The sequence below is a fragment of the Streptomyces panacea genome (assembly GCF_040560175.1).
Taxonomy (GTDB): domain Bacteria; phylum Actinomycetota; class Actinomycetes; order Streptomycetales; family Streptomycetaceae; genus Streptomyces; species Streptomyces panacea.
Map to the genome: position 1 here is coordinate 11,720 of NZ_JARJHW010000004.1, position 23,641 is coordinate 35,360.

The 23,641-nt window shown below is 71.4% G+C and carries 20 protein-coding genes; 11 read left to right on the top strand and 9 right to left on the bottom strand.

The annotated features are described in order from the left end of the window. Positions 1-37: 37 nt before the first annotated feature. Complete coding sequence (locus P3L51_RS02085; protein WP_354603259.1) at positions 38-2,299, bottom strand: helix-hairpin-helix domain-containing protein; 2,262 nt, start codon at positions 2,297-2,299, stop codon at positions 38-40. Continuing rightward, on the bottom strand, positions 2,296-3,279 hold the full coding sequence (locus tag P3L51_RS02090) for an aldo/keto reductase (protein ID WP_354603260.1): 984 nt from the start codon (positions 3,277-3,279) through the stop codon (positions 2,296-2,298). Before P3L51_RS02090 ends, P3L51_RS02085 begins: the two co-directional genes overlap by 4 nt. Positions 3,280-3,429: 150 nt before the next feature. Between P3L51_RS02090 and P3L51_RS02095 the strand changes: the two genes are divergently transcribed. Together P3L51_RS02095 and P3L51_RS02100 are read left to right on the top strand one after the other, a co-directional pair. After that, positions 3,430-4,482 carry an LLM class F420-dependent oxidoreductase gene (locus P3L51_RS02095; RefSeq protein WP_354603261.1) on the top strand — a complete coding sequence of 351 codons (1,053 nt, stop codon included), beginning with the start codon at positions 3,430-3,432 and terminating at the stop codon, positions 4,480-4,482. Between the two features lie 256 nt (positions 4,483-4,738). Beyond that, complete coding sequence (locus P3L51_RS02100; RefSeq protein WP_354603262.1) at positions 4,739-5,524, top strand: ferritin-like domain-containing protein; 786 nt, start codon at positions 4,739-4,741, stop codon at positions 5,522-5,524. A gap of 38 nt (positions 5,525-5,562) precedes the next feature. Here the strand turns inward: P3L51_RS02100 and P3L51_RS02105 are convergent, their stop codons facing one another. Further along, the gene (locus tag P3L51_RS02105; protein ID WP_354603332.1) at positions 5,563-6,579 is read right to left on the bottom strand and encodes a magnesium and cobalt transport protein CorA; all 1,017 of its coding nucleotides are present in this window, start codon (positions 6,577-6,579) and stop codon (positions 5,563-5,565) included. Positions 6,580-6,711: 132 nt separating this feature from the next. Between P3L51_RS02105 and P3L51_RS02110 the strand changes: the two genes are divergently transcribed. The 4 genes from P3L51_RS02110 to mshC all read left to right on the top strand — a co-directional run bounded on the left by P3L51_RS02110 (position 6,712) and on the right by mshC (position 10,276). After that, positions 6,712-7,416, top strand: a complete 705-nt coding sequence (locus tag P3L51_RS02110; RefSeq protein WP_354603263.1) for a histidine phosphatase family protein — start codon at positions 6,712-6,714, stop codon at positions 7,414-7,416. 105 nt (positions 7,417-7,521) lie between these two features. Then, a complete protein-coding gene (locus tag P3L51_RS02115) occupies positions 7,522-8,112 on the top strand; it encodes a DUF3090 domain-containing protein (protein ID WP_078078138.1) in 591 nt (196 codons plus the stop codon). Further along, the gene (locus P3L51_RS02120) at positions 8,076-8,909 is read left to right on the top strand and encodes an SCO1664 family protein (RefSeq protein WP_354603264.1); all 834 of its coding nucleotides are present in this window, start codon (positions 8,076-8,078) and stop codon (positions 8,907-8,909) included. Before P3L51_RS02115 ends, P3L51_RS02120 begins: the two co-directional genes overlap by 37 nt. A 137-nt stretch (positions 8,910-9,046) precedes the next feature. Beyond that, positions 9,047-10,276 (top strand): cysteine--1-D-myo-inosityl 2-amino-2-deoxy-alpha-D-glucopyranoside ligase, encoded by a 1,230-nt coding sequence (mshC, locus tag P3L51_RS02125; RefSeq protein ID WP_354603265.1) that lies wholly within the window; start codon positions 9,047-9,049, stop codon positions 10,274-10,276. Positions 10,277-10,363: 87 nt separating this feature from the next. Here the strand turns inward: mshC and P3L51_RS02130 are convergent, their stop codons facing one another. Beyond that, positions 10,364-11,485, bottom strand: a complete 1,122-nt coding sequence (locus tag P3L51_RS02130; RefSeq protein ID WP_354603266.1) for a PAC2 family protein — start codon at positions 11,483-11,485, stop codon at positions 10,364-10,366. Between the two features lie 254 nt (positions 11,486-11,739). Between P3L51_RS02130 and P3L51_RS02135 the strand changes: the two genes are divergently transcribed. The 5 genes from P3L51_RS02135 to P3L51_RS02155 are packed head-to-tail and all read left to right on the top strand — an operon-like array spanning position 11,740 to position 17,555. Continuing rightward, a complete protein-coding gene (locus tag P3L51_RS02135; protein WP_354603267.1) occupies positions 11,740-13,059 on the top strand; it encodes an enolase C-terminal domain-like protein in 1,320 nt (439 codons plus the stop codon). Further along, positions 13,056-13,844: an SDR family NAD(P)-dependent oxidoreductase gene (locus P3L51_RS02140; RefSeq protein WP_354603268.1), complete on the top strand. Its 789-nt coding sequence runs from the start codon at positions 13,056-13,058 to the stop codon at positions 13,842-13,844. Before P3L51_RS02135 ends, P3L51_RS02140 begins: the two co-directional genes overlap by 4 nt. Before the next feature lie 41 nt (positions 13,845-13,885). Then, complete coding sequence (locus tag P3L51_RS02145; protein WP_354603269.1) at positions 13,886-14,959, top strand: sugar ABC transporter substrate-binding protein; 1,074 nt, start codon at positions 13,886-13,888, stop codon at positions 14,957-14,959. Between the two features lie 2 nt (positions 14,960-14,961). Next, entirely contained in the window at positions 14,962-16,527 is a 1,566-nt protein-coding gene (locus P3L51_RS02150) for a sugar ABC transporter ATP-binding protein (RefSeq protein ID WP_354603270.1), read from the top strand. Then, positions 16,524-17,555 carry an ABC transporter permease gene (locus P3L51_RS02155; RefSeq protein ID WP_354603271.1) on the top strand — a complete coding sequence of 344 codons (1,032 nt, stop codon included), beginning with the start codon at positions 16,524-16,526 and terminating at the stop codon, positions 17,553-17,555. Before P3L51_RS02150 ends, P3L51_RS02155 begins: the two co-directional genes overlap by 4 nt. 96 nt (positions 17,556-17,651) lie before the next feature. Here the strand turns inward: P3L51_RS02155 and P3L51_RS02160 are convergent, their stop codons facing one another. The 5 genes from P3L51_RS02160 to P3L51_RS02180 all read right to left on the bottom strand — a co-directional run bounded on the left by P3L51_RS02160 (position 17,652) and on the right by P3L51_RS02180 (position 23,528). Continuing rightward, positions 17,652-18,323, bottom strand: coding sequence for a FadR/GntR family transcriptional regulator (locus tag P3L51_RS02160; protein WP_354603272.1), 672 nt, complete (start codon positions 18,321-18,323; stop codon positions 17,652-17,654). A 167-nt stretch (positions 18,324-18,490) separates the two neighbouring features. After that, complete coding sequence (locus tag P3L51_RS02165) at positions 18,491-20,104, bottom strand: glycerol-3-phosphate dehydrogenase/oxidase (RefSeq protein ID WP_354603273.1); 1,614 nt, start codon at positions 20,102-20,104, stop codon at positions 18,491-18,493. A 31-nt stretch (positions 20,105-20,135) separates the two neighbouring features. After that, positions 20,136-21,689: a glycerol kinase GlpK gene (gene glpK / locus P3L51_RS02170; protein WP_354603274.1), complete on the bottom strand. Its 1,554-nt coding sequence runs from the start codon at positions 21,687-21,689 to the stop codon at positions 20,136-20,138. Positions 21,690-21,744: 55 nt separating this feature from the next. Next, on the bottom strand, positions 21,745-22,536 hold the full coding sequence (locus P3L51_RS02175) for an MIP/aquaporin family protein (protein WP_354603275.1): 792 nt from the start codon (positions 22,534-22,536) through the stop codon (positions 21,745-21,747). A gap of 227 nt (positions 22,537-22,763) precedes the next feature. Beyond that, positions 22,764-23,528, bottom strand: a complete 765-nt coding sequence (locus tag P3L51_RS02180) for an IclR family transcriptional regulator (protein WP_354603276.1) — start codon at positions 23,526-23,528, stop codon at positions 22,764-22,766. Positions 23,529-23,641: the final 113 nt, after the last annotated feature.

The following is a 23,641-nucleotide window of genomic DNA, read 5'->3' on the forward strand; positions in this document are numbered from 1 at the left end:
CCCGCGAATCCCGCGGGCGGGCCGTAGACCGTCCGGGTCACACCGCGGCCGTCAGCAGGCCCTCCAGGAGCGCACGGAGCCGCGTCGTCCGCTCGGCGGCCCCGACCCCAGCCACAGCCTGCGCGAGCGCCTGGTCGACGCCGTGGACCACGGAGAGATGGCGCTCGCCCCGGCTGAAGGCCGTGTACACCCAGGGCCGGTTCAGGCCCTGCGCCGAGTCGCCGGGCAGCACCACGACAACGGCCGGCCACCGCATCCCCGCCGCCTGGTGCGCGGTGAGCGCCCAGCCGTGCCGTACGAGCGATTCGACCAGCTCCCCGGGCACCACCACGGGCACCCCGTCGCAGTCCAGCCGGAGCCCCTCCGCGTCCGCCGACACCACCGAGCCCGTCAGCGTCCGGCCCGGCGCGGGCACATAGGCGACCCGGTCGGCCGGGTCGAAACCGCCGAACCGGCCCGGACCGGGATTCAGCCGCTCCTTCAGCGCCACGTTCAGAGCACGCGTCCCCACCGCGCCGCCGTGTCCCACCGTGATCACCTGCGTCTGCCCGGACGGCACACCGATGGCGCGCGGCACCGAGTCGGCGACGAGCTGCACCGTACGGTGCACGGCCTCGCCCGCGTCGCGCACGGGCACGATCACGACCTCCTTGCCGGGCGCCTCCACCTGGTTCAGCTCACCGATGCCGATGCCGGAGACCAGCTCGCCCAGCGGCCCGGGGTCGGGCGTCCGCGAGGCGATCTGCGGGCACACCCGGGCGGCCAGCAGATCGGCGAAGACCCGGCCCGCGCCCGCCGACCACAGCACCCCGGGGTCACCGCTGAGGACCAGCCGCGCTCCGTCGGGCAGCGACTCCACCAGCACCGTCGCCGTCTCCACGTCCAGCTGGGGCGCGTCCAGGACGACGAGGAGGTCGAGGTCCAGCGCGCCGTCCGCGTCCCGCCCCGGCCCCTCCGTGCCGGACAGCAGCCCCGCGACGGTCACGGCGCCCGCACCCAGCCGGCGCCGTCCGTTCTCGCCGTGCGCGGCCACGACCGGCCGCAGGCCGAGCGTGCGCACGGCCTCGGCGAGCGCCACCGGCTCGGCGCGCGCGGCCTCGCCACCGGTGTGGACCACCAGGCCGTGTCCGGCGACCGCGCGGATCAGCTCGCCCGCCGAGGGCGACGGAGCCTGCGCCGCGGCCTCGGCCCAGGACGCCTCCTGGGCGGTCTTCACCAGCCGGGCCAGGCCGTCGGCGAGGCTCTCCTCGGCGAGGGCGTACCGGTCGAGACCGAGCAGGACGGGCACGGCCGGACCGTCGGCGGTGCCCGCCGCGTCCCCGCCGGCCGCCACCCCGTCCGCCGCCTCGTCCTCCGGGTCCCCGGCGGCGTCCTCGACGCCGTCCTGGAACACCAGCACGGCACCCCCGGCGATGGCGTGCCGGAGCGCCTCGTCGGGATCGGGCACCGACCGCTCCGACAGCGCGGCCCGCACCGCCGGGAACGCCAGCGCGGTGTGGCCCCGCACGGCGGCGCGCTCCAGCAGCCAGCCGACGAGAGCGGCGGCCCGCCGCTCGTCACCGGGACCGCAGCCGTCGCCGAGCAGCGCGCGGGCGAAACCGTCGGCCTGTTCGGGCCGGACACCGGGGACGGACAGCAGCAGCCACGGATCCTTGCGCAGGGCCTCACCGGCCTGCTCCCCGAGCGTGGCCGTCACCTGCGGGGCCAGCGTCCGGGGCGCGCCCCCCTCCACGAGCACGGCTCCCACGGCCGCCACGGCCTCCGGAGCGGTCGCGGGGGCCGCGGTGGCCGCTCGTGCGGGCTCGGGAGCCCGCGGCCGGTTCTGAGCCGGTACGGCGGGGGCCGCGGCGGCGGCAGGGGCGTCGGGAGCCACCGGCACGGCCGGGGCCGCCTGACCGCTCTCCATGGCCCGTACGGCGGCGAGCAGATCCGCCGCCTGCCCGCTCAGCTTGGTGCCCGCCGGGATGGGGCCCTCTTTCTCGGCCTTCCGCCGCGCGATCCGGGCGCGCAGCTCACGCTGCGCGGCGATCTCGGCCTCGGTCTCGGACAGCTGCGCCGCCGCGTCCTCGGCGGACTTCGCCCCGTCCCCGGCCGCGCCCTCGGTCTCGACGGCCTCGTCCGCCTCGTCCGTCTCGGCGACCGCCTCGGGCGCCGCGCCGGTTCCGGCTTCGGTCTCCGTCCCGGGCTCCGGCTCAGCGGCTGTGTCCGCCCCGGCCACCGGCGCGTCCCGCGCCGCGTCTGCGGTGTCGCGGTCCTCGGCGGGGGATCCGGGGGTGGTCCCCCGGGAAGGCACAGTCACAGCGTGCTCCAGTCCTGATCGGGATAGCGGTGCACGGGCGCCGACACATCGTCGAGCGCCTGGCAGATCTCGTCGGGAAGCCTAAGGCTCTCCACTGACAACGCGGCCGTGAGCTGCTGCGCGTTGCGCGCCCCGACGATCGGCGCGACCACGCCCGGCCGGTCCCTGACCCACGCCAGCGCCACCTCCAGCGCCGTCGTCGCCAGCCCCTCCGCCGCCGTCAGCACCGCGTCGACGATGCGGCTCGCCGGCTCGTCCAGATACGGCTCGACGAACGGCGCCAACTGCTCCGAGGCGCCACGGGAGCCGGCGGGCGTCGAGTACCGGTACTTGCCCGTCAGCACCCCCCGGCCGAGCGGCGACGAGGGCAGCAGCCCGACCCCCAGATCGACGGCGGCGGGCAACACCTCGCGCTCCACGCCCCGTTGCAGCAGGGAGTACTCCATCTGGGTGCTGGCCAGCCGGGTCCGTACCCCGGGCGAGGCCAGCTGCCAGGTGGCTGCCTTGGCGAGCTGCCAGCCCGAGAAGTTCGACACCCCCGCGTATCGGGCCCGGCCGCTGCTCACGGCTATGTCGAGGGCCTGGAGGGTCTCCTCCAACGGCGTCCCGGTGTCGTACGCGTGGATCTGCCAGAGATCGACATGGTCCGTGCCCAGCCGCTCCAGCGAGGCGTCCAGGGCGGAGAGCAGATGCCCGCGCGAGTTGTCGAAGCGTCTGTACGGATCAGGCACACTGCCCGCCTTGGTGGCGATCACCAGGTCCCGGCGCGGCACGAGTCTCTCCACGAGCTGCCCGAGCAGATATTCCGCCTCCCCGCCGCCGTACACGTCGGCGGTGTCGACAAGAGTGCCGCCCGCCTCCCAGAAAGCCTTCAACTGGTCGGCGGCGTCGTGCTCGTCGGTGTCCCGCCCCCAGGTCAGCGTGCCGAGCCCGATCCGGGACACTCGCAGGCCGGTACGGCCGAGATGCCTCTGCTCCATGACCGCTGAGATTACTGGCCGGGGCGCCACTCGCAGTGAGCCTGTGGACAACCGGCCCCCGGCGGCGGCCCGATGCCGCCCCTGACGGATGCCCGCGGCACGCGCTAGAGTCCCGCCACAGGGACGTTACTGATCGGTAAGGGAGTGGTTATGCGGCTCGGCATCAATCTCGGCTACTGGGGCGCGGGCATGGACAGCGACAACCTCGCCGTCGCCCAGGAGGCCGACCGGCTCGGCTACGACGTCTGCTGGGCCGCCGAGGCGTACGGCTCCGACGTCCCCACCGTGCTGAGCTGGGTCGCCGCCCAGACGGAGAACATCGACATCGGCTCGGCGATCCTGCAGATCCCGGCCCGCCAGCCCGCCATGACCGCGATGACGGCCGCCACGCTGGACTCGCTCTCCGGCGGCCGGTTCCGCCTCGGCCTCGGCGTCTCCGGACCTCAGGTCTCGGAGGGCTGGTACGGCGTCAAGTTCGACAAGCCGCTGTCCCGCACCCGCGAGTACGTCGAGATCGTCCGCCGCGCGATGTCCCGCGAGCGCCTCTCCTACGAAGGCGAGCACTGGACCCTGCCGCTGCCCGGCGGCCCCGGGAAGCCGCTCAAGCTCACCGTCCACCCCCAGCGCGAGCACATCCCGCTCTACATCGCCGCGATCGGCCCCAAGAACCTGGAACAGACCGGCGAGATCGCCGACGGCGCCCTGCTGATCTTCCCCTCGGCCGAACATCTTGAGGAGACCGCGCTGAGGCACCTGCGCGCGGGCCGGGAGAAGGCCGGTCTGACCATGGACGGATTCGACGTCTGCCCGACACTGCCGATCGCGCTGGGCGACGACGTCGACGCGCTGGCGGACATGTTCCGCCCGTACACCGCCCTGTACGTGGGCGGTATGGGCAGCCGTCAGCAGAACTTCTACAACCAGCTGGCCCAGCGCATGGGATACGAGCGCGAGGCGGCGGAGATCCAGGACAAGTACCTGGCCGGCGACAAGGACGGGGCCGGGGCGGCCGTACCGCACCAGCTGATCGACTCGACCACGCTGCTCGGCACGGTGGAGCGGATCGCCGACCGGATGAAGGAGTACGACGCGGCCGGCGTCACGACGCTCACGCTGGCCCCGGCGGGCTTCACCCTCGACGACCGCCTCGCGGCTCTGCGCGCGGGCACCGAGGCCCTGGAACTGGCCGGTCTCGTCACCTGAACGGCCTGAGCGGCACCTGACCGGCTCAGAAGTCCGCGGCCGTGGTGGGGGCTCGGGGGGTCTTCCCCGCCACGGCCGTCAGGAAGCACAACGCCCCGGCCCCCACCCGGTTACGCGCGCCCGCATACGTACGGACGTGCGCCCGCGCCTCCTCCCATCGGCCGAGTCGGGACCCTGAGCTGTTGCCTGATCCCCCATGTCGCATTTGACTTCCTTGTGCGGGTGTCTGCGGCGGACACCGGCATGGAGGTGGACGATGCTCTCGGCCAGAGGCCTGTTCGAGGAAATCCTCGACAACGACGATTCCTTCCGGCTGTTCTGCTCCATCGCGGCCAGCGGCGAGGCCCAGGGCGGCTGGGAGAACGGCCGTATCGCCGCCTTGGTGCCCGAGGGGATGCGGGACCTCGCGCCCAAGATCACCCGGCACGGTGCCGACGAGGACAAACACGGCCGGATCTTCAACGCCCTCCTGAAGAGGCGCGGCCTGGAACCGGTCGACGTCCCGCCGGCCACCGACTACACGATGCTGCTCGAAGAGCGCGGCATCGGTCTCACGCACGACAAGCTGCGCCGCGACGACCCGCTGACCGAGGAGGACGTCGTCGTCTACCTCTCGCACAGCCGGGTGACCGAACAGCGCGCCGCCGACCAGATGGACATGCTGCTGCGGTACTTCGGCGAACACCCGCTCGTCGGCAACGCCATCAGGATCATCAGCGCCGACGAGGACAACCATCTGGCCTACTGCCACGAGGAGTTGCTGCGCCTCGCACGGCTCGGCCACGGCCGCACCATCCACCGGGTGCTCCGGGAGAGCGCACAGGCCGAGATCCGGGTCTACCGCGATGTGAGCCTCGCCGTGATGGACCGGATGGGCCGCGTCCTCGGCTGGCCCCGACCCAAGGCGGCGCTGCTGAGCGCCGGGATCCGCGGTCTGTACGCGATGGAGCGGGCGGGCGGCTGGCGGCGGATGGTCAGCCTCACGATGCCCGAGCACCGGGACGCGCTGGGCGGTCCGGCGACCCCCGCCCCCGCCTTCTGAGCCCGAGGGAGGGCCCGCGGCGGCCGACCCCCGGCCCGTCAGAGCCAGCCGTTGCGCTTGAAGAGCCGGTGCAGGAAGGTCACGGCGCCCGCCATCAGGAGCAGCGCGGCCGGATACCCCCACACCTGGCCCAGCTCGGGCATGTGCTGGAAGTTCATGCCCCAGACCCCCGCGAGCAGCGTCGGCACCGCGGCCATCGCCGCCCAGGCCGAGATCTTGCGCATGTCGTCGTTCTGCCGCACGCCCATCTGCGCGAGATGGGCGGACAGGATGTCCGACAGCAGCCGGTCGAGCCCTTCCACCTGCTCGTTGACGCGCGTCAGATGGTCGTCCACGTCCCGGAAGAACGGCTGCGACCGCTCCTGGACGAACGGCACCCCGGCGCGCGTGAGCCGCGAGACGGGCTCCGCCAGCGGCCCGGCCGCCCGGCGGAACTCCAGCACCTGCCGCTTGAAGGTGTAGATCCGCTCCGCCGCCGGCTGGTCGCCCGCCTCACGGTTCCTGGCCGAGCCGCCCTCGGCGGGCGAGAAGACCTGCGTCTCCAGCTCCTCCAGGTCGACCTGGAGCTCGGCGCACACATCGATGTAGTGGTCGACCACCGCGTCACTCACGGCGTACAGCACCGCGGTGGGCCCGTGCTTGAGCACCAGCGGCTCCGACTCCAGACGCATCCGCACGGCGTGCAGCGGCGCACCCTCGCCGTGCCGGACCGTCACCACGAACGAGTCGCCGATGAAGACCATCAGCTCCCCGCTGGAGACGGTGTCCTTCTCGGAGTCGTACACCACCGGCTTGAGCACCATGAACAGGGAGTCGTCGTAGACCTCCAGCTTGGGCCGCTGATGTGCCTTGAGCGAGTCCTCCACGGCCAGCGGATGCATGCCGAACTCACTGCTGACGAGGCCGAACTCCTGCTCCGTCGGCTCGTGGAGTCCGACCCACAGGAAGGCGTTCCCGTCCGCCCGCGCCTCGGCGAGGGCGTCGGACAGATCGGCGGGGCCGTCGGTACGGCGCCCGTCGCGGTAGATGGCACGGTCGACGATCACCCCGTGCATTCTTCCCGGGCAGGGCGTCCTGACGCACGTCTGCCGCACCCGCTCCGCGCGCTCCGGCCGTCCGCCCGCCGCCGTCCGGGTGGCCACCACGGGACCACCACGCCCTTTGACGCACCGTTTAGGCTGGCCGGCATGGCCACCCTGATCCTCGTACGGCACGGGCGCTCCACCGCCAACACCTCGGGCGTCCTCGCCGGCCGCACCCCCGGCGTCGCGCTCGACGAGCGGGGCGCCGCGCAGGCCGCCGCCCTGCCGGGACGGCTGGCGGACCTGCCGCTCGCCGCCGTCGTCAGCAGCCCGCTCCAGCGCTGTCTGGAGACGATCCAGCCGCTCCTCGACGCCCGCCCCGGCATCGAGGCGCACCACGAGGACCGGATCAACGAGTGCGACTACGGCGACTGGTCCGGGCGCAAGCTCGCCGAACTCACCGACGAACCCCTGATGTCGGTCGTGCAGCAGCACCCCTCGTCCGCCGCGTTCCCCGGCGGTGAGTCGATGCGCGCCATGCAGGCACGCGCCGTGGACGCCGTACGGGACTGGAACACCCGCGTCGAGGCGGAGCACGGCGAGGACGCCGTCTTCCTGATGTGCTCGCACGGCGACATCATCAAGTCCCTGGTGGCCGATGCGCTCGGTATGCATCTCGACCTCTTCCAGCGGATCCACGCCGACCCCTGTTCGGTCACCGCCATCAGGTACACCCGGCTGCGCCCCTTCCTGCTGCGGCTGGGGGACACCGGCGACCTCGGTCCCCTGACACCGCGTGAGAACGGCGCGGGCGGAAAGAAGGACGGCGGCGGCGAAGCCGTCGTGGGCGGTGGCACCGGCGCGGTGTGATCGCCGCGCGCAGTAGGGTGGACGCGCCGTCCGTGCCACCTCGGAGGTTCGCTCTCCGGGCGCCGCGGCCCGCCCCATTCCGTCAATTCCCAAGGGAGACAGAACGTGTCCCGTCAGGTGTTCCTCTACGACCCGCCGGACCGCTTCGTGGCCGGTACGGTCGGGCTGCCTGGCCGCCGTACGTTCTTCCTCCAGGCATCCGCCTCGGGCCGCGTCACCAGCGTGGCCCTGGAGAAGACCCAGGTCGCCGCTCTCGCCGAGCGGATCGATGAGCTGCTGGACGAGGTCGTGCGCCGTACCGGCGGCAACGCGCCGGTCCCGGCCGTGGCACCCACCGATGTCGCCGACGCCGCCCCGCTCGACGCACCCGTCGAGGAGGAGTTCCGGGTCGGCACCATGGCCCTGGCCTGGGACGGCGACGAGCAGCGCATGATCGTCGAGGCCCAGGCCCTCGTCGAACTCGACGCGGACACCGACGAAGACCTCGCCGACGCCGAGGAACGGCTGCTCCAGGACGAGGAGAACGGTCCGCCGATGCTCCGCGTCCGGCTGTCCGGCGCCCAGGCGAGGGCCTTCGCCAAACGTGCCCTGGACGTGGTCAACGCAGGCCGGCCGCCGTGCCCGCTGTGCAGTCTGCCGCTCGACCCGGAGGGACACGTATGCCCGCGCCAGAACGGATACCGCCGCGACGCATGAGCGTGACAGCGGTGGATCTGATCACCAAGGGCGAACTGACCGTGCGGGGCCAGATCCGTGAGGCCTCCAACGCCGTTCTCCACTGCGCCGTGTCGTACGAGGGCGAGGAGGCCCTCTGCGTCTACAAGCCCGTCGCGGGGGAGCAGCCGCTCTGGGACTTCCCCGACGGCACGCTCGCCCAGCGCGAGGTGGCGGCGTACGAGATCTCCGAGGCGACCGGCTGGGGTCTGGTGCCGCCCACGGTGCTGCGTGACGGTCCGTACGGCGAAGGCATGTGCCAGCTGTGGATCGAGGCCGACGGCAGCGAGACGGCGCCCCAACTCCTCGCCCTGGTCGAGGAGGAGGAGCCGGCCGAGGGCTGGAAGGCGATCGGCTTCGCCGAGGTCGGCGAGGGCCGCACCGCGCTGCTGGTGCACGCCGACGACCCACGGCTGCGGCGGCTCGCGGTCCTCGACGCCGTCATCAACAACGGCGACCGCAAGGGCGGCCATCTGCTGCCCGAGGCCGGGGGCCGGCTGTACGCGATCGACCACGGGGTCACCTTCAACGTGGACGACAAGCTGCGCACCCTGCTGTGGGGCTGGGCGGGGGAGCCGCTGCCCGCCGAGGCCGTGACCGTCCTGGACCGGCTGGCCGGCGAACTGGCCGAAGGCACCCCGCTCGCCACCCGGTTGGCCGAACTGATCACACCCGCCGAGACCGAGGCCGTACGGTCCCGGGTCCAGGAGCTGCGCCGTACCGGACGCCATCCGAAGCCGTCCGGGCAGTGGCCCGCGATCCCCTGGCCGCCGGTCTGAGGCGTCGGGCGTACGGGCCGGGCCACCGGTCGGCGGCGCCGTCAGGCATCAACGGGTGGATCGCGCAAGAGCGCCGAACCGGACAACAGTCCCGGTCCGGTTCGTATCCGGAAGCAACGTCCGGTTACGCTCATGACATGCATGCCTGGCCCGCTTCCGACGTCCCCGCCCTGCCCGGCAAGGGCCGCGACCTCCGGATTCACGACACCGCGACCGGTGGCCCCGTCACCGTCGACCCCGGTCCCGTCGCCCGTATCTACGTCTGCGGCATCACGCCGTACGACGCGACGCACATCGGGCACGCGGCGACCTACAACGCGTTCGACCTCGTGCAGCGCGTATGGCTCGACACCAAGCGGCAGATCGAGTATGTCCAGAACGTCACCGATATCGACGACCCGCTCCTGGAGCGGGCGGCGCGCGACGGCGAGGACTGGACCGGGCTCGCCGAGCGCGAGACCGCCCTCTTCCGCGAGGACATGACGGCGCTGCGGATGCTGCCGCCGCGGCACTACATCGGCGCGGTCGAGGCGATACCGGGCATCGTGCCGCTCGTGGAGCGGCTGTGCGACAGCGGCGCCGCCTACGTCCTGGACGGCGACGTCTACTTCTCCGTCGAGGCCGACCCGCACTTCGGCGAGGTTTCCGGTCTCGACGCCGAGGCGATGCGGCTGCTCTCCGCCGAGCGCGGCGGCGACCCCGAGCGCCCCGGCAAGAAGAACCCGCTCGACCCGATGCTCTGGATGGCCGCCCGCGAGGGCGAACCGGACTGGGACGGCGGCAGCCTCGGCCGCGGCCGGCCCGGCTGGCACATCGAGTGTGTGGCCATCGCCCTCGACCACCTCGGCATGGGCTTCGACGTCCAGGGCGGCGGCAGCGATCTGGCTTTCCCGCACCACGAGATGGGCGCCTCGCACGCGCAGGCGCTGACCGGCGAGCACCCGTTCGCCAAGGCGTACGTGCACGCCGGGATGGTCGGACTCGACGGCGCGAAGATGTCCAAGTCCAAGGGCAATCTGGTCTTCGTCTCCACCCTGCGCCACGCGGGCGTGGACCCGGCCGCGATCCGGCTCTCGCTGCTCGCGCACCATTACCGCGCCGACTGGGAGTGGACGGACCAGGTGCTCGAAGAGGCGGTGGCGCGGCTGGCGCGCTGGCGGGCCGCCGTGTCCCGGCCCGACGGTCCCGCCGCCGAGTCACTGGTGGACGAGGTCCGCGAGGCGCTGGCGAACGATCTGGACGCCCCGGCGGCGCTGGCCGCCGTGGACCGCTGGGCCGCCCTTCAGGAGACCACGGGCGGTACGGACGAAGGGGCGCCCGGAGTGGTGTCCCGCACGGTCGACGCGCTGCTGGGCGTCGCGCTGTAGGTCCCGGCTCGACCGAAACGACGGACGGGCCGCGTGTGCGGCCCGTCCGTCGTTTCGCGGCGACTGCCCAGTGGTGCCCGGGCGCGCTCAGTCGTCCGAGGAATCTTCGTCGTCCCCGGTGCCCGGCCCCGGCTCCCGGTCCGGTCCCGCGCTCGGCCCCGACCCGGGCTCCGCGCTCGGCCCCGACCCGGGCCCCGCGCCCGGGTCCGGTCCCGCGCCCGGATCCGGCCCCGGTCGCGGTGCCCGAGGCGGTCTGCCGCGCCCTGGGCCCGAACCCGGACCCGTGCCCGGACCCGACGTGTCGCGCAGATACGTCCCCGAGCCCTCGCCGCTCTCCGTGGCGTGCCCGCCGGGCGCCTGACCGGGACCGCCGTCACGCCGGCGCAGATACCGCTCGAACTCCCGCGCGATGGCCTCGCCCGACGCCTCGGGCAGCTCCGCGGTGTCCCGCGCCTCCTCCAGCGACTGGACGTACTCCGCCACCTCGCTGTCCTCGGCGGCCAGTTGGTCCACCCCGAGCTGCCACGCCCGCGCGTCCTCCGCCAGTTCGCCCAGCGGGATCCGCAGCCCGATCAGATCCTCCAGCCGGTTCAGCAGGGCCAGCGTCGCCTTCGGGTTGGGCGGCTGCGAGACGTAGTGCGGCACGGCGGCCCACAGGCTCACCGCCGGCACCCCCGCGTGCGTGCACGCCTCCTGAAGGATGCCGACGATGCCGGTCGGGCCCTCGTACCGCGTCTCCTCCAGGTCCATCGTCCTGGCCAGGTCCGCGTCCGAGGTCACGCCGCTCACCGGCACCGGGCGGGTGTGCGGGGTGTCGCCGAGCAGCGCGCCCAGGATCACCACCATCTCCACGCCCAGTTCATGGGCGAAGCCCAGGATCTCGTTGCAGAAGGAGCGCCAGCGCATGGACGGTTCGATGCCGCGGACCAGCACCAGGTCGCGGGGTTTCTCCCCGCCGACCCGGACCACGGAGAGCCGGGTCGTGGGCCAGACGATCTTCCGTGCTCCGCCGTCCAGCCAGACCGTGGGCCGGTTGACCTGGAAGTCGTAGTAGTCCTCGGCGTCCAGCGCCGCGAACACCTCGCCCTTCCACTCCCGGTCCAGATGCCCGACCGCCGTGGAAGCGGCGTCGCCGGCGTCGTTCCAGCCCTCGAACGCGGCCACCATGACCGGGTCGATCAGCTCGGGTACCCCCTCGAGCTCGATCACCCAGGCCTCCTTCCGAAGTGTTCTGTGAACGTACGGACCAACCTTACGGCTTCTCAGCTACCCGCCCGCAGCCCCCGTGCATGCGTGGCCGAACTTGCGCGTCGCCGGGCATGGCTGGGGGTGCCGATCCGGGATTCGGAGAATTCATCCGAGCTGTGACCGTAAATTTCGTTCCGCCACTGGACGTTTACCCGTCAACGACGCTATACATCGGATGACCGAAGAGGTCCGATGTTCTTCACAGGGGGCGTGCAGTGAGCCAGACCGTCACAGAGTTCGGGGTATCCGACATCCGCTTCCCCACCTCGGAACAGCTAGACGGCTCGGACGCCATGAACCCGGACCCCGACTACTCCGCCGCTTATGTCGTGCTGGGCACCGACGACGGCGCCGAGGGCCACGGGTTCTGCTTCACCATAGGCCGGGGCAACGACGTACTCGCCGCCGCCATCGAGGCGCTGCGTCCGTACGTGGTCGGCCGCCGGGCACCGCGTACCGCGGCCGATCTCGCCGCGCTCCACATCGAGTTGACCCACGACTCGCAACTGCGCTGGCTGGGCCCGGAGAAGGGCGTCATGCACATGGCCGCGGGCGCGGTCATCAACGCCGCCTGGGACCTCGCGGCCAAGGCCGCGGGCCTGCCCGTCTGGGAGTTCCTGGCCGGTATGACGCCCGAGGAACTGGTCTCCCTCGTCGACTTCCGCTATCTCACCGACGCCCTCACCCCGGCCGAGGCGCTGGACATCCTGCGCGCCGCCGAGCCCGGCCGCGCGGAGCGCGCCGCCCGGCTGCGCGCCGAGGGCTACCCCGCGTACACCACCTCGCCCGGCTGGCTCGGCTACTCCGACACCAAGCTGGTCACCCTCGCCGAACAGGCCGTCGCCGACGGCTTCGAGCAGATCAAGCTCAAGGTGGGCGGCGACCTGGAGAACGACGTACGGCGGATGAAGCTGGCCCGCGCGGCGGTCGGACCCGACATCCGGATCGCCGTCGACGCCAACCAGCGCTGGGACGTGCCCGACGCGATCCGCTGGATGACCGCGCTGGCCCCGCACGAGCCGCACTGGATCGAGGAGCCCACCAGCCCCGACGACATCCTCGGCCACGCCGCCGTCCGGGCCGGCCAGCCGGTCAAGGTCGCCACCGGCGAACACGTCGCCAACCGGGTCGTGTTCAAGCAACTGCTCCAGGCGGAAGCCGTCGACTTCGTCCAGATCGACGCGGCACGCGTCGCCGGCGTGAACGAGAACCTGGCGATCCTGCTCCTCGCCGCCAAGTACGGCAAACCGGTCTGCCCGCACGCCGGCGGAGTCGGCCTGTGCGAACTGGTCCAACATCTGGCGATGTTCGACTACGTTGCCGTCTCGGGCACCTGGGAGGACCGTGTCATCGAGTACGTCGACCACCTCCACGAGCACTTCACCGACCCCGCGGTGATCGACTCGGGCCGGTACGTCGCGCCCGGCGCCCCGGGCTTCTCCGCGCGGATGCGCCCGGAGTCGATCGCCGCGCACCGCTACCCCGACGGGCCCGTCTGGCAGGCCCGCCGCACCACCGAGGAGGCCAACTCATGACCGCGGCACCGGACACAGGAGACTTCGCGGGCCTGAGCGCCCTCGTCACCGGCGGCGCCTCCGGCATCGGCGCGGCCATCGCGACCCTGCTGCTCGCGCGCGGCGCGCGCGTCGCCGTACTCGACCGCGAGATCGCCTCGGCCCCCGCGGGCACCCTGGCGCTCAAGGCCGATGTGACCGACGACGCCGCCGTCCGCGCGGCGGTCGACGCGGCGGCGGCCGAGTTCGGCGCCCTGCACACCGTCGTCTCCAACGCCGGGATAGGCGCCATCGGCACGGTCGCCGACAACGACGACGCCGAATGGCTGCGGGTCCTCGACATCAACGTCCTCGGCATGGTCCGCACCGCGCGCCACGCCCTGCCCCATCTGCGGCGCGCCGCCGCCGACCGGCCCGGCGCCGTCTCGATCACCCACACCTGCTCCATCGCCGCCACGGCGGGACTGCCGCAGCGCGCCCTGTACAGCGCCAGCAAGGGCGCGGTGCAGTCGCTGACCCTCGCGATGGCCGCCGACCACGTCCGCGAAGGCATCCGAGTCAACTGCGTCAACCCCGGTACCGCGGACACCCCCTGGGTCGGCCGCCTGCTCGACCAGGCACCCGACCCGGCGGCCGAACGCGCCGCCCTCGAAGCACGCCAGCCCACGGGACGGCTGGTCGGCGCGGACGAGGTCGCCGCGGCGGTCGCCTATCTCGCCAGCCCCGCCGCTGCCGCCGTCACGGGCACGGCACTCGCGGTCGACGGCGGAATGCAGGGCCTTCGCCTGCGCCCCGCCACCTCCTGAGCCTGAGTCTGAGCCGACACCCACCCAAGGACGGACAATCCATGCTGCGACACCCTGTGGGGCGATCCCCACGCACCGCACTGCGTACGAGCGCCGCGGCCTGCGCCGCACTGCTCGCCGTCACGGCCCTCGCGGGCTGCAACCGTGACTCCGAGGGCGGGGACGCCGAAGGCGGCGGCAAGGTCGGCATCGACCTGCCGCGCAGTGACAGCGACTTCTGGAACTCCTACCAGCAGTACATCGAGTCCGGCGTCAAGGACGAGGGGGTCGACGCGCTGCCGCTGACCAACTCGCAGAACGACATCGGCAAGCTCGTCTCCAACGTCCAGGCCTTCACCGACCAGGGCGCCAAGGCCGTGGTCATGGCCCCGCAGGACACCGGCGCGATAGCCGAGACGCTGGCCACCCTGAACGAGAAGAAGATCCCCGTCGTCAGCGTGGACACCCGCCCCGACAAGGGCGACGTCTACATGGTCGTGCGGGCCGACAACCGCGCGTACGGCGAGAAGGCCTGCGACTACCTCGGCGAGCAGCTGGGCGGCAAGGGCAAGGTCGCCGAGTTCCAGGGCGACCTCTCCTCCATCAACGGCCGTGACCGCTCGGAGGCGTTCAAGAGCTGCATGGACGAGAAGTTCCCGAAGATCAAGGTCTTCGAGCTGGCCACCGAGTGGAAGGGCGAGGTGGCGTCCGCCAAGCTCCAGTCCACGCTCGCCGCACACCCGGACCTGAACGGCATCTACATGCAGGCCGGCGGCGTCTTCCTGCAGCCCACGCTCGCCCTCCTGGAACAGAAGAAGCTCCTCAAGGCGCCGGGGGAGAAGGGCCACATCACGATCATCTCCAACGACGGCATTCCGGAGGAGCTGGACGCGATCCGGGAGGGCAAGATCGACGCCACGATCTCGCAGCCGGCCGACCTGTACGCCAAGTACGCCCTGTACTACGCGAAGGAGGCGCTGGCCGGGAAGACCCCGAAGGAGGGCCCGACCGACCACGACTCCAACATCATCAAGATCCCCAACGGTTACGAGGACCAGCTCCCCGCGCCCCTGGTGACCAAGGAGAACGTGGACGACAAGGCGCTGTGGGCCAACCAGCTGGAGAAGAAGAGCTAGCCATGGACCACCAGGCACCTGCGGCCGGAGCGCCGGCAGCGGCGGTCCCCGCCGTCCACGCGGAGGGCATCGTCAAGCGCTTCGGTCCCACCGTGGCGCTCGACGGTGTCCGGCTGACCGTCGCGCCCGGCGAGTCCCACGCACTCGTCGGGCGCAACGGCGCCGGCAAGTCCACCCTCGTCAGTGTTCTCACCGGACTGCACGAGGCCGACGCGGGAAAGGTGAGCTTCGGCGGGGAGCCGGCGCCCGCCTTCGGCGACATCTCGGCCTGGCAGTCCAAGATCGCCTGCGTCTACCAGAAGTCGATGGTCGTGCCCGACCTGACCGTCGCCGAGAATCTCTTCCTCAACAACTACGGCCTGGGCAAGGGTCGTTCCGGGGTCGGCGGTCGCCTCATCAGCTGGCGCCGGCTCCGGACCCGGGCCGAGGAACTGCTCGCCGAGTACGGCGTGAGCGTCGACCCGAACGCCAGGGCCAAGGATCTCGCGGTCGAGCAGCGGCAGTTCGTGGAGATCGCGCGCGCCCTGTCGTTCGGCGCCCGGCTGATCGTCCTCGACGAGCCCACGGCCCAGCTCGACGCCCGCGGCATCGACAGCCTCTTCGAGAAGCTCCGTGACCTCCAGAGCCAGGGGGTGGCGTTCCTCTTCATCTCGCACCACCTCCAGGAGGTGTACGAGCTGTGCAGCACCGTCACCGTCTACCGCGACGCCCGCCATGTGCTGACCGCGCCGGTCGCCGATCTGGCCAAGGCGGACCTGGTGACGGCCATGACGGGTGACTCGGCGAGCTCCGCCGCGGCCTGGCACGCCGCGCACGCGGTGGCGCCGGACCGGACGGTGGAGCCCGTACTGACCACCGAAGGGCTCACCCTGGAGGGCGAGTTCGAACCGCTCGACCTCGAAGTGCGCCCCGGTGAGGTCCTCGGCATCGCCGGGGCGGCGGCCAGCGGCAACACCGCGCTGGGCGAGACCCTGGCCGGCATGCGCAAGGCGACGGCGGGCCGGATCGCGGTACGCGACCGGACGGTGCGACCGGGCAGTGTCCCGCACTCGCTGGACGCCGGGATCGGCTACATCCCCGAGGACCGGCACCTCCAGGGACTCGTACTGAACCGCAGCGTCGCCGAGAACGCCACGCTCACGGTCGCCGACCAGCTCGGCCCGTGGGGGACCGTACTGCCCTCCCGCACAAGGGAGTTCGCCCGGTCCATGATCGCCTCGCTGGACATCAAGACGACGGGTCCCGAGCAGCCGGTCTCGGGTCTGTCCGGCGGTAACCAGCAGAAGGTGGTCGTCGCCCGGGCACTGGCCCGCGCGCCCAGCGTGCTGGTGGCCCTGCGCCCCACGGCGGGCGTCGACGTCAAGTCGAAGGACTCGCTGCTCGGCGTCGTGCGCCGGGTGGCCGACGAAGGAAACGCGGCCGTGATCATCTCGGACGAGCTGGATGATCTACGGGTCTGTGACCGCGTACTGGCCCTGTTCCACGGGCGAGTGGTGGCAACGTTCGGGAGCGGGTGGACCGACCGGGAACTGGTCGCCGCCATGGAAGGTGTGGGGGAGAGCCGATGACCGAGACGATACGACCTCCGGTGCTCGACAAGGAGCGTGGCGACGACCATCCGCTGAGCCGGCTGAAGCTCATCAGGTGGAGCGACTTCTCGCTCGTGCCGGTGATCCTGGTGCTGATGGTGATCGGCTTCATCGTCTCGCCGGTCTTCCTCACCTCCAACAACCTGATCAGCGTCGTCCAGCAGTCGTCCGAGCTGAGCCTGCTGGTGCTCGGCCAGGCGCTGATCCTGATCTGCGGCCGGATGGACCTGTCGCTGGAGTCGACGATCGGCATCGCGCCGGTCATCGCCATGTGGATGGTGCTGCCGGAGGAGGGCGGCCGGTTCGCCGGTCTCGGGGTACTGCCCGAATGGATGGCCATCCCGGCGTGTCTGCTGGTCGGTCTGATCGTCGGCGTGATCAACGGCTTCCTGATACTGAAGCTGCGGGTCAACGGGTTCATCGCGACCCTCGGCATGCTCACGATGCTGCGCGGCCTCCAGATCGGCATCACCGAGGGCAAGTCGATCACCGATGTCCCGGAGTCCTTCCGCTACCTCGGCAAGACCGACTGGCTGGGGGCGCCCGCCGCCGTCTGGATCTGTCTGGCGCTGTTCGCCGTCGGCGGCGCCTCGCTCGCCTGGCTGCGGCACGGGCGTTCGCTGTACGCCATCGGCGGCAACCCGGAGGCGGCGCGCGCCGCCGGGATCCGGGTCGACCGGATCACCTGGATCGTGCTGGCCATCGGCGGCGTCCTCGCGGCCTTCGCCGGCATCCTCTACACCGGCCACTACGGCTCCGTCGCCGCCACCCAGGGCAACGGCTGGATCTTCCAGGTCTTCGCCGCGGCCGTGATCGGCGGCATCAGCCTCAAGGGCGGGCGCGGCACGCTCTTCGGCGCGCTGACCGGTGTGCTGACGCTTCAGCTGGTGGTGAATGTGATGACGCTGGGCGGGGTGCCCGCGCTCTGGAACCAGTTCCTGAACGGCGCGATCATCATCGTCGCCCTGGTCATCTCGCGGTTCGCGAGCGGTGAGAAGCAGGACTGACCGAACCGCCCGCTGTCCGCGGGCCACGCACACGGGCCTCCCGGGATGGATCCATCTCCCGGGAGGCCCGTCCGTGTCAGCTGGTACGCGCCCCGGTCAGAGGGTCGAACGCAGCCACTGCTCCACACTCGCGACATGCACCGTCGCCCACGACCTGGCGGCCTCGGTGTCCCGGTCCCGCAGCGCGGCCAGGATCGCCCGGTGCTCGTGCAGGGTGCGGCTGACCGCGTCCTCCTGGGTCAGCCCACGCCAGACCCGGGCCCGGGTGGTCGGCCCCGACAGGCCGTCGAGCAGCGAGCAGAGCACCGAGTTGCCGGACGCCTGCACGATGCCCCGGTGGAACTCCAGGTCCGAGGCCACCAGCTCCTCCACCGAGGGATCGGCCCCGAGCGCGTCCAACTGCTCGCCCAGCACGTCCAGTTCGGCGTCCTTGATCCGGGAGGCGGCCATCGCCGTCGCGGCCGGTTCCAGGATCCGCCGTACCGCGAGGAACTCAAGCACCGTGTCGTCCCGGTGGAAGTCGACGACGAAACTCAGCGCTTCGAGGAGCAGTTGGGGATCGAGGCTGGTGACGTACGTGCCGTCGCCCTGCCGTACGTCCAGAATGCGGATCAGTGACAGGGCGCGTACCGCCTCGCGCAGCGAGTTGCGCGACAGGCCCAGTTCGGCGGCGAGCTCGCTCTCCTTGGGAAGGCGGTCCCCCGGGCGCAGCGCGCCCGAGACGATCATTCCCTTGATCTTCTCGATGGCCTCGTCGGTGACAGCCATGGGCGACCTCCATACATCCGATGTATCGGCCTCCATTATGCGTCTCCGTGCGCGCCCGGCGCCCCGTTCCACCGGAGTTCTCCGAGAACGGTGGCGCCGGGGGCGGTGGGTGTGCCCCCGGCGCTGTTTCGGAACTTGGTTCGAGGCGTGAACGTGGCCGGTGGGCGTCAGCCGTGCCGCTTGCTCAGCAACTCCTCGACCCGGGCCCGGATCGCGTCCGTGGCGAGCCCCCGGATCGTCAGCGTCGTACGGCGCCGCAGCACGTCGTCCGCGGTCTCCGCCCATTCGTGGTCGCGCGCGTACGCCACCTGCGCCCAGATCTCCGGGGCGTCCGGGTGGATGCGCTCGCCCAGCTCGGGCCGCTCGTACGCCAGGCGCGCGATGTCGAACGCCAGCGACCCGTAGTGCCGGGCGAGATGACGGGCGGTGTCGCGCGCCATGCCGTCGCCGTGCGCGCCGCCGTCGATCAGCAGCCGGTGCTCCACCGCGTGCGGATTGGAGATGCCGGGCAGCGGCAGCATCTTCGGCAGCCGCGACGTGGGCTCGATGTCGGAGCCGAGCGGACGGCCCGGCAGGGTCTCCAGCTTGTCCAGCACCGTACGGCCGATATGGCGGAACGTCGTCCACTTGCCGCCCGCCACCGACAGCATGCCGCCGCTGCCCTCGGTGACGACCGTCTCCCGCTTGGCGGTGGAGGTGTCACCGGGACCGCCGGGCAGCACCCGCAGACCGGCGAACGAGTAGGTGATCAGATCACGCGAGAGCTGCTGGTCCCGCACGGACAGCGACGCCTCGTCCAGGATCTGGTGGATGTCCGCGTCGTTGACCGCCACGTCCGCCGGGTCGCCCTCGTACACCTCGTCCGTCGTGCCCAGCAGCAGCATGTCCTCCCAGGGGAGGGCGAAGGTGATGCGGTACTTGTCGATCGGCGTCGCGAGCGCCGCGTTCCACGGGGCGGTGCGCCTCAGTACGAGGTGCGCGCCCTTGGAGAGCCGGATGGACGGCTCGGACCGCCGGTCCTCCAGCTTGCGCAGATGGTCGACCCAGGGACCGGTGGCGTTCAGTACGAGCCGGGCGTCGACCCCGAACTCCGTACCGTCCAGACCGTCCTTCAGGTCGGCGCCCGTCACCCGCCCGCCGGTGAACCGCAGTCCGGTCACCTCGGCGTGGTTGAGGACGGCGGCGCCCGACTCGACGGCGGCGCGGACCGTCATGACGGCCATCCGCGCGTCGTTCATCTGGTCGTCGCCGTACACGGCCACGGCCCGCAGATTGTCCGTCCGCAGCTCGGGCACCGCGCGCCGCGCCTTGGCCGGGCTCAGCAGATGCCCGACGCCGTCTCCGAAGGCGGACAGCGCCGAGTAAGCGAAGACACCGGCGCCCAGCTTGGCCGCGCTGTGCGGCCCGTTCTTGTAGACGGGCAGATAGAAGGTGAGCGGGTTCGCCAGGTGCGGCGCCACGCGGCGGGAGACCGCGCGGCGCTCGAAGTGGTTCTCGGCGACCAGCTTCACCGCACCGGTCTGCAGATAGCGCAGACCGCCGTGGAGCAGCTTGGAGGAGGCGGAGGAGGTGGCGCCCGCGAAGTCGCCACCGTCCACCAGGGCCACCCGCAGTCCCGACTGGGAGGCGTGCCAGGCGGTGGAGATGCCCAGGATGCCGCCACCGATGACCAGCAGGTCGTAGGTGGCGCGGGACAGTTGCTCCCGGGTCTCGGCACGGCTCGGGAGGGAGCCGCCGGCCGGATGCGTGCCCAGGGCGGGACCGCTGTGAAGGGTGGTCATGGTGTCTCCTCGTTCGGACGAAACGCTCGGGTCAGCTCTCGTCGTCGTCGTCCACCCAGGCCTTGGTGCGCTCCACGGCCTTGAGCCAGTTCTTGTACTCGCGCTCGCGCTTGGCCGGGTCCATGTCCGGCGTCCACTCCGCGGCCCGGCGCCAGTTGGCCCGCAGGGCGTCGGTGTCCGGCCAGAAGCCGACCGCGAGCCCGGCGGCGTAGGCGGCGCCCAGACAGGTGGTCTCGGCGACCATCGGCCGTACGACGGGGGCGTCGAGGACGTTGGAGAGCGTCTGCATCAGCAGGTTGTTGGCGGTCATACCGCCGTCGACCTTGAGAGACGTCAGCTCCACCTTGGAGTCCTTGGTCATCGCGTCGCTGATCTCGCGGGTCTGCCAGGCCGTGGCCTCCAGCACCGCGCGGGCGATGTGCGCCTTGGTGACATAGCCGGTGAGGCCGGCGATCACACCGCGGGCGGCCGAGTCCCAGTGGGGTGCGAACAGCCCGGAGAAGGCGGGGACGAAGTACGCGCCGCCGTTGTCCTCCACCGAGGAGGCCAGCGTCTCGATCTCCGGCGCGGAGTTGATCAGGCCGAGCTGGTCGCGCATCCACTGCACCAGCGCGCCGGTGACGGCGATGGAGCCCTCCAGCGCGTACACCGCGGGCTGGTCCCCGATGCGGTAACCGACCGTGGTCAGCAGTCCGTTGTAGGAGTTGATGGGCTTGTTGGCGGTGTTCATCAGCATGAACGTGCCGGTGCCGTACGTCGACTTGGCCTCGCCCTCGGCGAAGCAGGTCTGGCCGAAGAGGGCCGCCTGCTGGTCACCGAGCGCCGAGGCGACCGGGATCCCGTTCAGCGGGCCGCCCTTGGCCGTGCCGTACACCTCGGACGAGGAGCGGATCTTCGGGAGCATGACCATCGGGACACCGATCGAGTTGCAGATCTTCGGGTCCCACTCCAGCGTGTCGAGGCGCATCAGCATCGTGCGGGAGGCGTTGGTGACGTCGGTGACGTGCACGCCGCCGTCGACGCCGCCGGTCAGATTCCAGATCACCCAGGAATCCATGGTGCCGAAGAGGATGTCGCCGCTCTCGGCGCGCTCACGCAGGCCCTCGACGTTGTCCAGCAGCCAGCGGGCCTTCGGTCCGGCGAAGTAGGTCGCCAGCGGCAGTCCGGTGTCCCGGCGGAACCGGTCCTGGCCCACGTTGCGGCCCAGTTCCTTCACGAGCCCGCTGGTGCGGGTGTCCTGCCAGACGATGGCGTTGTGGACGGGCTCACCGGTGTTCTTGTCCCAGAGCATGGTCGTCTCGCGCTGGTTGGTGATCCCGATCGCCAGCACGTCGGCCTTGGTGATGCCGGCCTTCTCGATGGCGTTCGCCACGACTTCCTGGACGTTCGTCCAGATTTCCTTGGCGTCGTGTTCGACCCAGCCCGGCTTGGGGAAGATCTGCTGGTGTTCCTTCTGGTCGACGGCGACGATGCGCCCGTCGACGTCGAAGACGATGCAGCGGCTGGACGTCGTGCCCTGGTCGATGGCCGCGATGAACGGTCCCGTTCCGTGGGAGGAAGTCCCGGTGCTCTGTGCGTCACTCACGGTGTCTGCTCCTGCTCGGTGCGGAGGGCGGAGGAAGGCGAAGGGCGGCGGAGGTCTACTTGAAGGCCCAGTTGTAGAGCCCGGCCGCGGCCGCGCCGCCGATCAGTGGGGCGACGACGGGGATCCAGGCGTACGTCCAGTCGGAGCCACCCTTGTTGGGCAGTGGCAGCAGCGAGTGGACGAGACGGGGGCCGAGGTCACGTGCCGGGTTGATGGCGTAACCGGTGGGGCCACCGAGCGAGAAACCGATGCCCGCGACGACCAGCGCGGTGATCAGCACGCCGAGGATTCCCAGGCCGTTGCCCGCGTCGTTGAGTCCCTGGGTGAGGATCGCGATCACCAGGACGAAGGTGGCGATGACCTCGGTGAGCACGTTCTGCAGGGTGTTCCGGATCTCCGGGCCCGTCGAGAAGATACCGAGCACCGGACCGGCCTTCGGCGCGGTCTTCTGGTCGACCAGTCCCTCGACCGACGGCTGCGCGGCGAGGATCTCCGGGTCGGTCAGATGGGCCTTGAACTGGCCCATGTACGCCACCCAGACCAGGAAGGCGCCGATGATGGCGCCGAGCATCTGGCTGGCCCAGTAGAGGGGGACGTCGCCCCACTTGGTCGTGCCCGAGATCGCCAGACCGAGGGTGACCGCGGGGTTCAGGTGGGCGCCCGAGACGCCCGCGGCGAGGTAGGCACCGGTGAGGACGGCGAAGCCCCACCCGAAGCTGATGGCCACCCAGCCCGCGCCGTTCGATTTCGAGCGCTTGAGGACGACGCCCGCGACCACGCCACCACCGAGCAGCAGCAGAAGGGCGGTACCGACGGTCTCGCCGATGAAGATGTCGAAGTGAGACACCCGAGACTCCTTCGTCCAGGGGAAGGCGGACCAGCGGCTCGCACCGACGGTCCGCGCCCTCAGGTGAGGGCATTGCCGGCCCTTGGCGTTGTCGTGCACACAAGATGACTCGTCGATCAGTGTTCGACAATGCCGACCGTTGAACGGCAGTGTCATCCCGTGCGAGAGGCGTCGTCAAGGGCTCCGTAGCCGGAACCTTGTTCTTCTCAGATCATCGGCCATGCGGCTCAGAACCGCCCGGCGCCGACATCCCTGGACACCGAACGGGCGCATTCGCGCACCGCCGTGATCAGCTCCGGACGGACCTCGCCGCCCTCGCACAGCCGTTCCACCGCACCGGTGAGAGCGATGGCCCCCACCGGCATCCGGCGCCGGTCGTGGATCGGCGCGGCCACCGCGGCCACCCCGTCCCAGGTCTCCTCGACGTCCGTCGCCCACCCCCGCGACCTGGTCAGTTCGAGAATCGCCTCGAATTGCTCCAGATCGGTGACGGTGCGCGCGGTGAGCTGTTCGCGGGCGCCCCTGACGGCCTCGCCGCGGGCCACCGGGTCGTACGCCGCGAGCACCTTCCCCAGCGCCGTGGAGTGCAGTGGCTGCATCGCGCCCACTTCGAGTACCTGCCGGCTGTCGTCCGGCCGGAAGACGTGGTGCACGATCAGTACGCCCTCCAGGTGCAGCACCCCCAGATGCACGCTCTCGCCGCTGGACCGGGCCAGATCGTCCGTCCACACCAGGGCGCGGGAGCGCAGCTCATGGACGTCCAGATAGCTGTTGCCGAGCCGCAGCAGCTCCGCCCCCAGCTGATAGCGGCCGGAGGCGGGGTCCTGCTCCACGAAGCCCTCCTCCTGGAGGGTGCGCAGAATGCCGTGCGCCGTGCCCTTGGCCAGCCCGAGCGAGGAGGAGACGTCTGACAGGCCGAGCCTGCGCTCGCCGCCCGCGAGGAGCCGCAGCACCGCCGCCGCGCGCTGGAGCGACTGGATACTCTTCGCCATCGGCCGGACCTCCGCAGTCGTTCGACAATGCTGAACATTATCGGCCCATGCCGACTCGCCGTTACGGACAACGGATTCCCCCCGGCCGCAGAGGGCACGACAAGTCCGCCCCG

What these genes read in the sequence shown, in the direction of transcription:
- P3L51_RS02150 (WP_354603270.1), top strand. Translation starts at nt 14,962, where the DNA reads ATGGACCACCAGGCACCTGCGGCCGGAGCGCCGGCAGCGGCGGTCCCC.
- P3L51_RS02155 (WP_354603271.1), top strand. Translation starts at nt 16,524, where the DNA reads ATGACCGAGACGATACGACCTCCGGTGCTCGACAAGGAGCGTGGCGAC.
- P3L51_RS02145 (WP_354603269.1), top strand. Translation starts at nt 13,886, where the DNA reads ATGCTGCGACACCCTGTGGGGCGATCCCCACGCACCGCACTGCGTACG.
- P3L51_RS02160 (WP_354603272.1), bottom strand. Translation starts at nt 18,323, where the DNA reads ATGGCTGTCACCGACGAGGCCATCGAGAAGATCAAGGGAATGATCGTC.
- P3L51_RS02110 (WP_354603263.1), top strand. Translation starts at nt 6,712, where the DNA reads ATGGCCACCCTGATCCTCGTACGGCACGGGCGCTCCACCGCCAACACC.
- P3L51_RS02095 (WP_354603261.1), top strand. Translation starts at nt 3,430, where the DNA reads ATGCGGCTCGGCATCAATCTCGGCTACTGGGGCGCGGGCATGGACAGC.
- P3L51_RS02140 (WP_354603268.1), top strand. Translation starts at nt 13,056, where the DNA reads ATGACCGCGGCACCGGACACAGGAGACTTCGCGGGCCTGAGCGCCCTC.
- P3L51_RS02165 (WP_354603273.1), bottom strand. Translation starts at nt 20,104, where the DNA reads ATGACCACCCTTCACAGCGGTCCCGCCCTGGGCACGCATCCGGCCGGC.
- mshC (WP_354603265.1), top strand. Translation starts at nt 9,047, where the DNA reads ATGCATGCCTGGCCCGCTTCCGACGTCCCCGCCCTGCCCGGCAAGGGC.
- P3L51_RS02105 (WP_354603332.1), bottom strand. Translation starts at nt 6,579, where the DNA reads ATGCACGGGGTGATCGTCGACCGTGCCATCTACCGCGACGGGCGCCGT.
- P3L51_RS02100 (WP_354603262.1), top strand. Translation starts at nt 4,739, where the DNA reads ATGCTCTCGGCCAGAGGCCTGTTCGAGGAAATCCTCGACAACGACGAT.
- P3L51_RS02180 (WP_354603276.1), bottom strand. Translation starts at nt 23,528, where the DNA reads ATGGCGAAGAGTATCCAGTCGCTCCAGCGCGCGGCGGCGGTGCTGCGG.
- P3L51_RS02090 (WP_354603260.1), bottom strand. Translation starts at nt 3,279, where the DNA reads ATGGAGCAGAGGCATCTCGGCCGTACCGGCCTGCGAGTGTCCCGGATC.
- P3L51_RS02120 (WP_354603264.1), top strand. Translation starts at nt 8,076, where the DNA reads ATGCCCGCGCCAGAACGGATACCGCCGCGACGCATGAGCGTGACAGCG.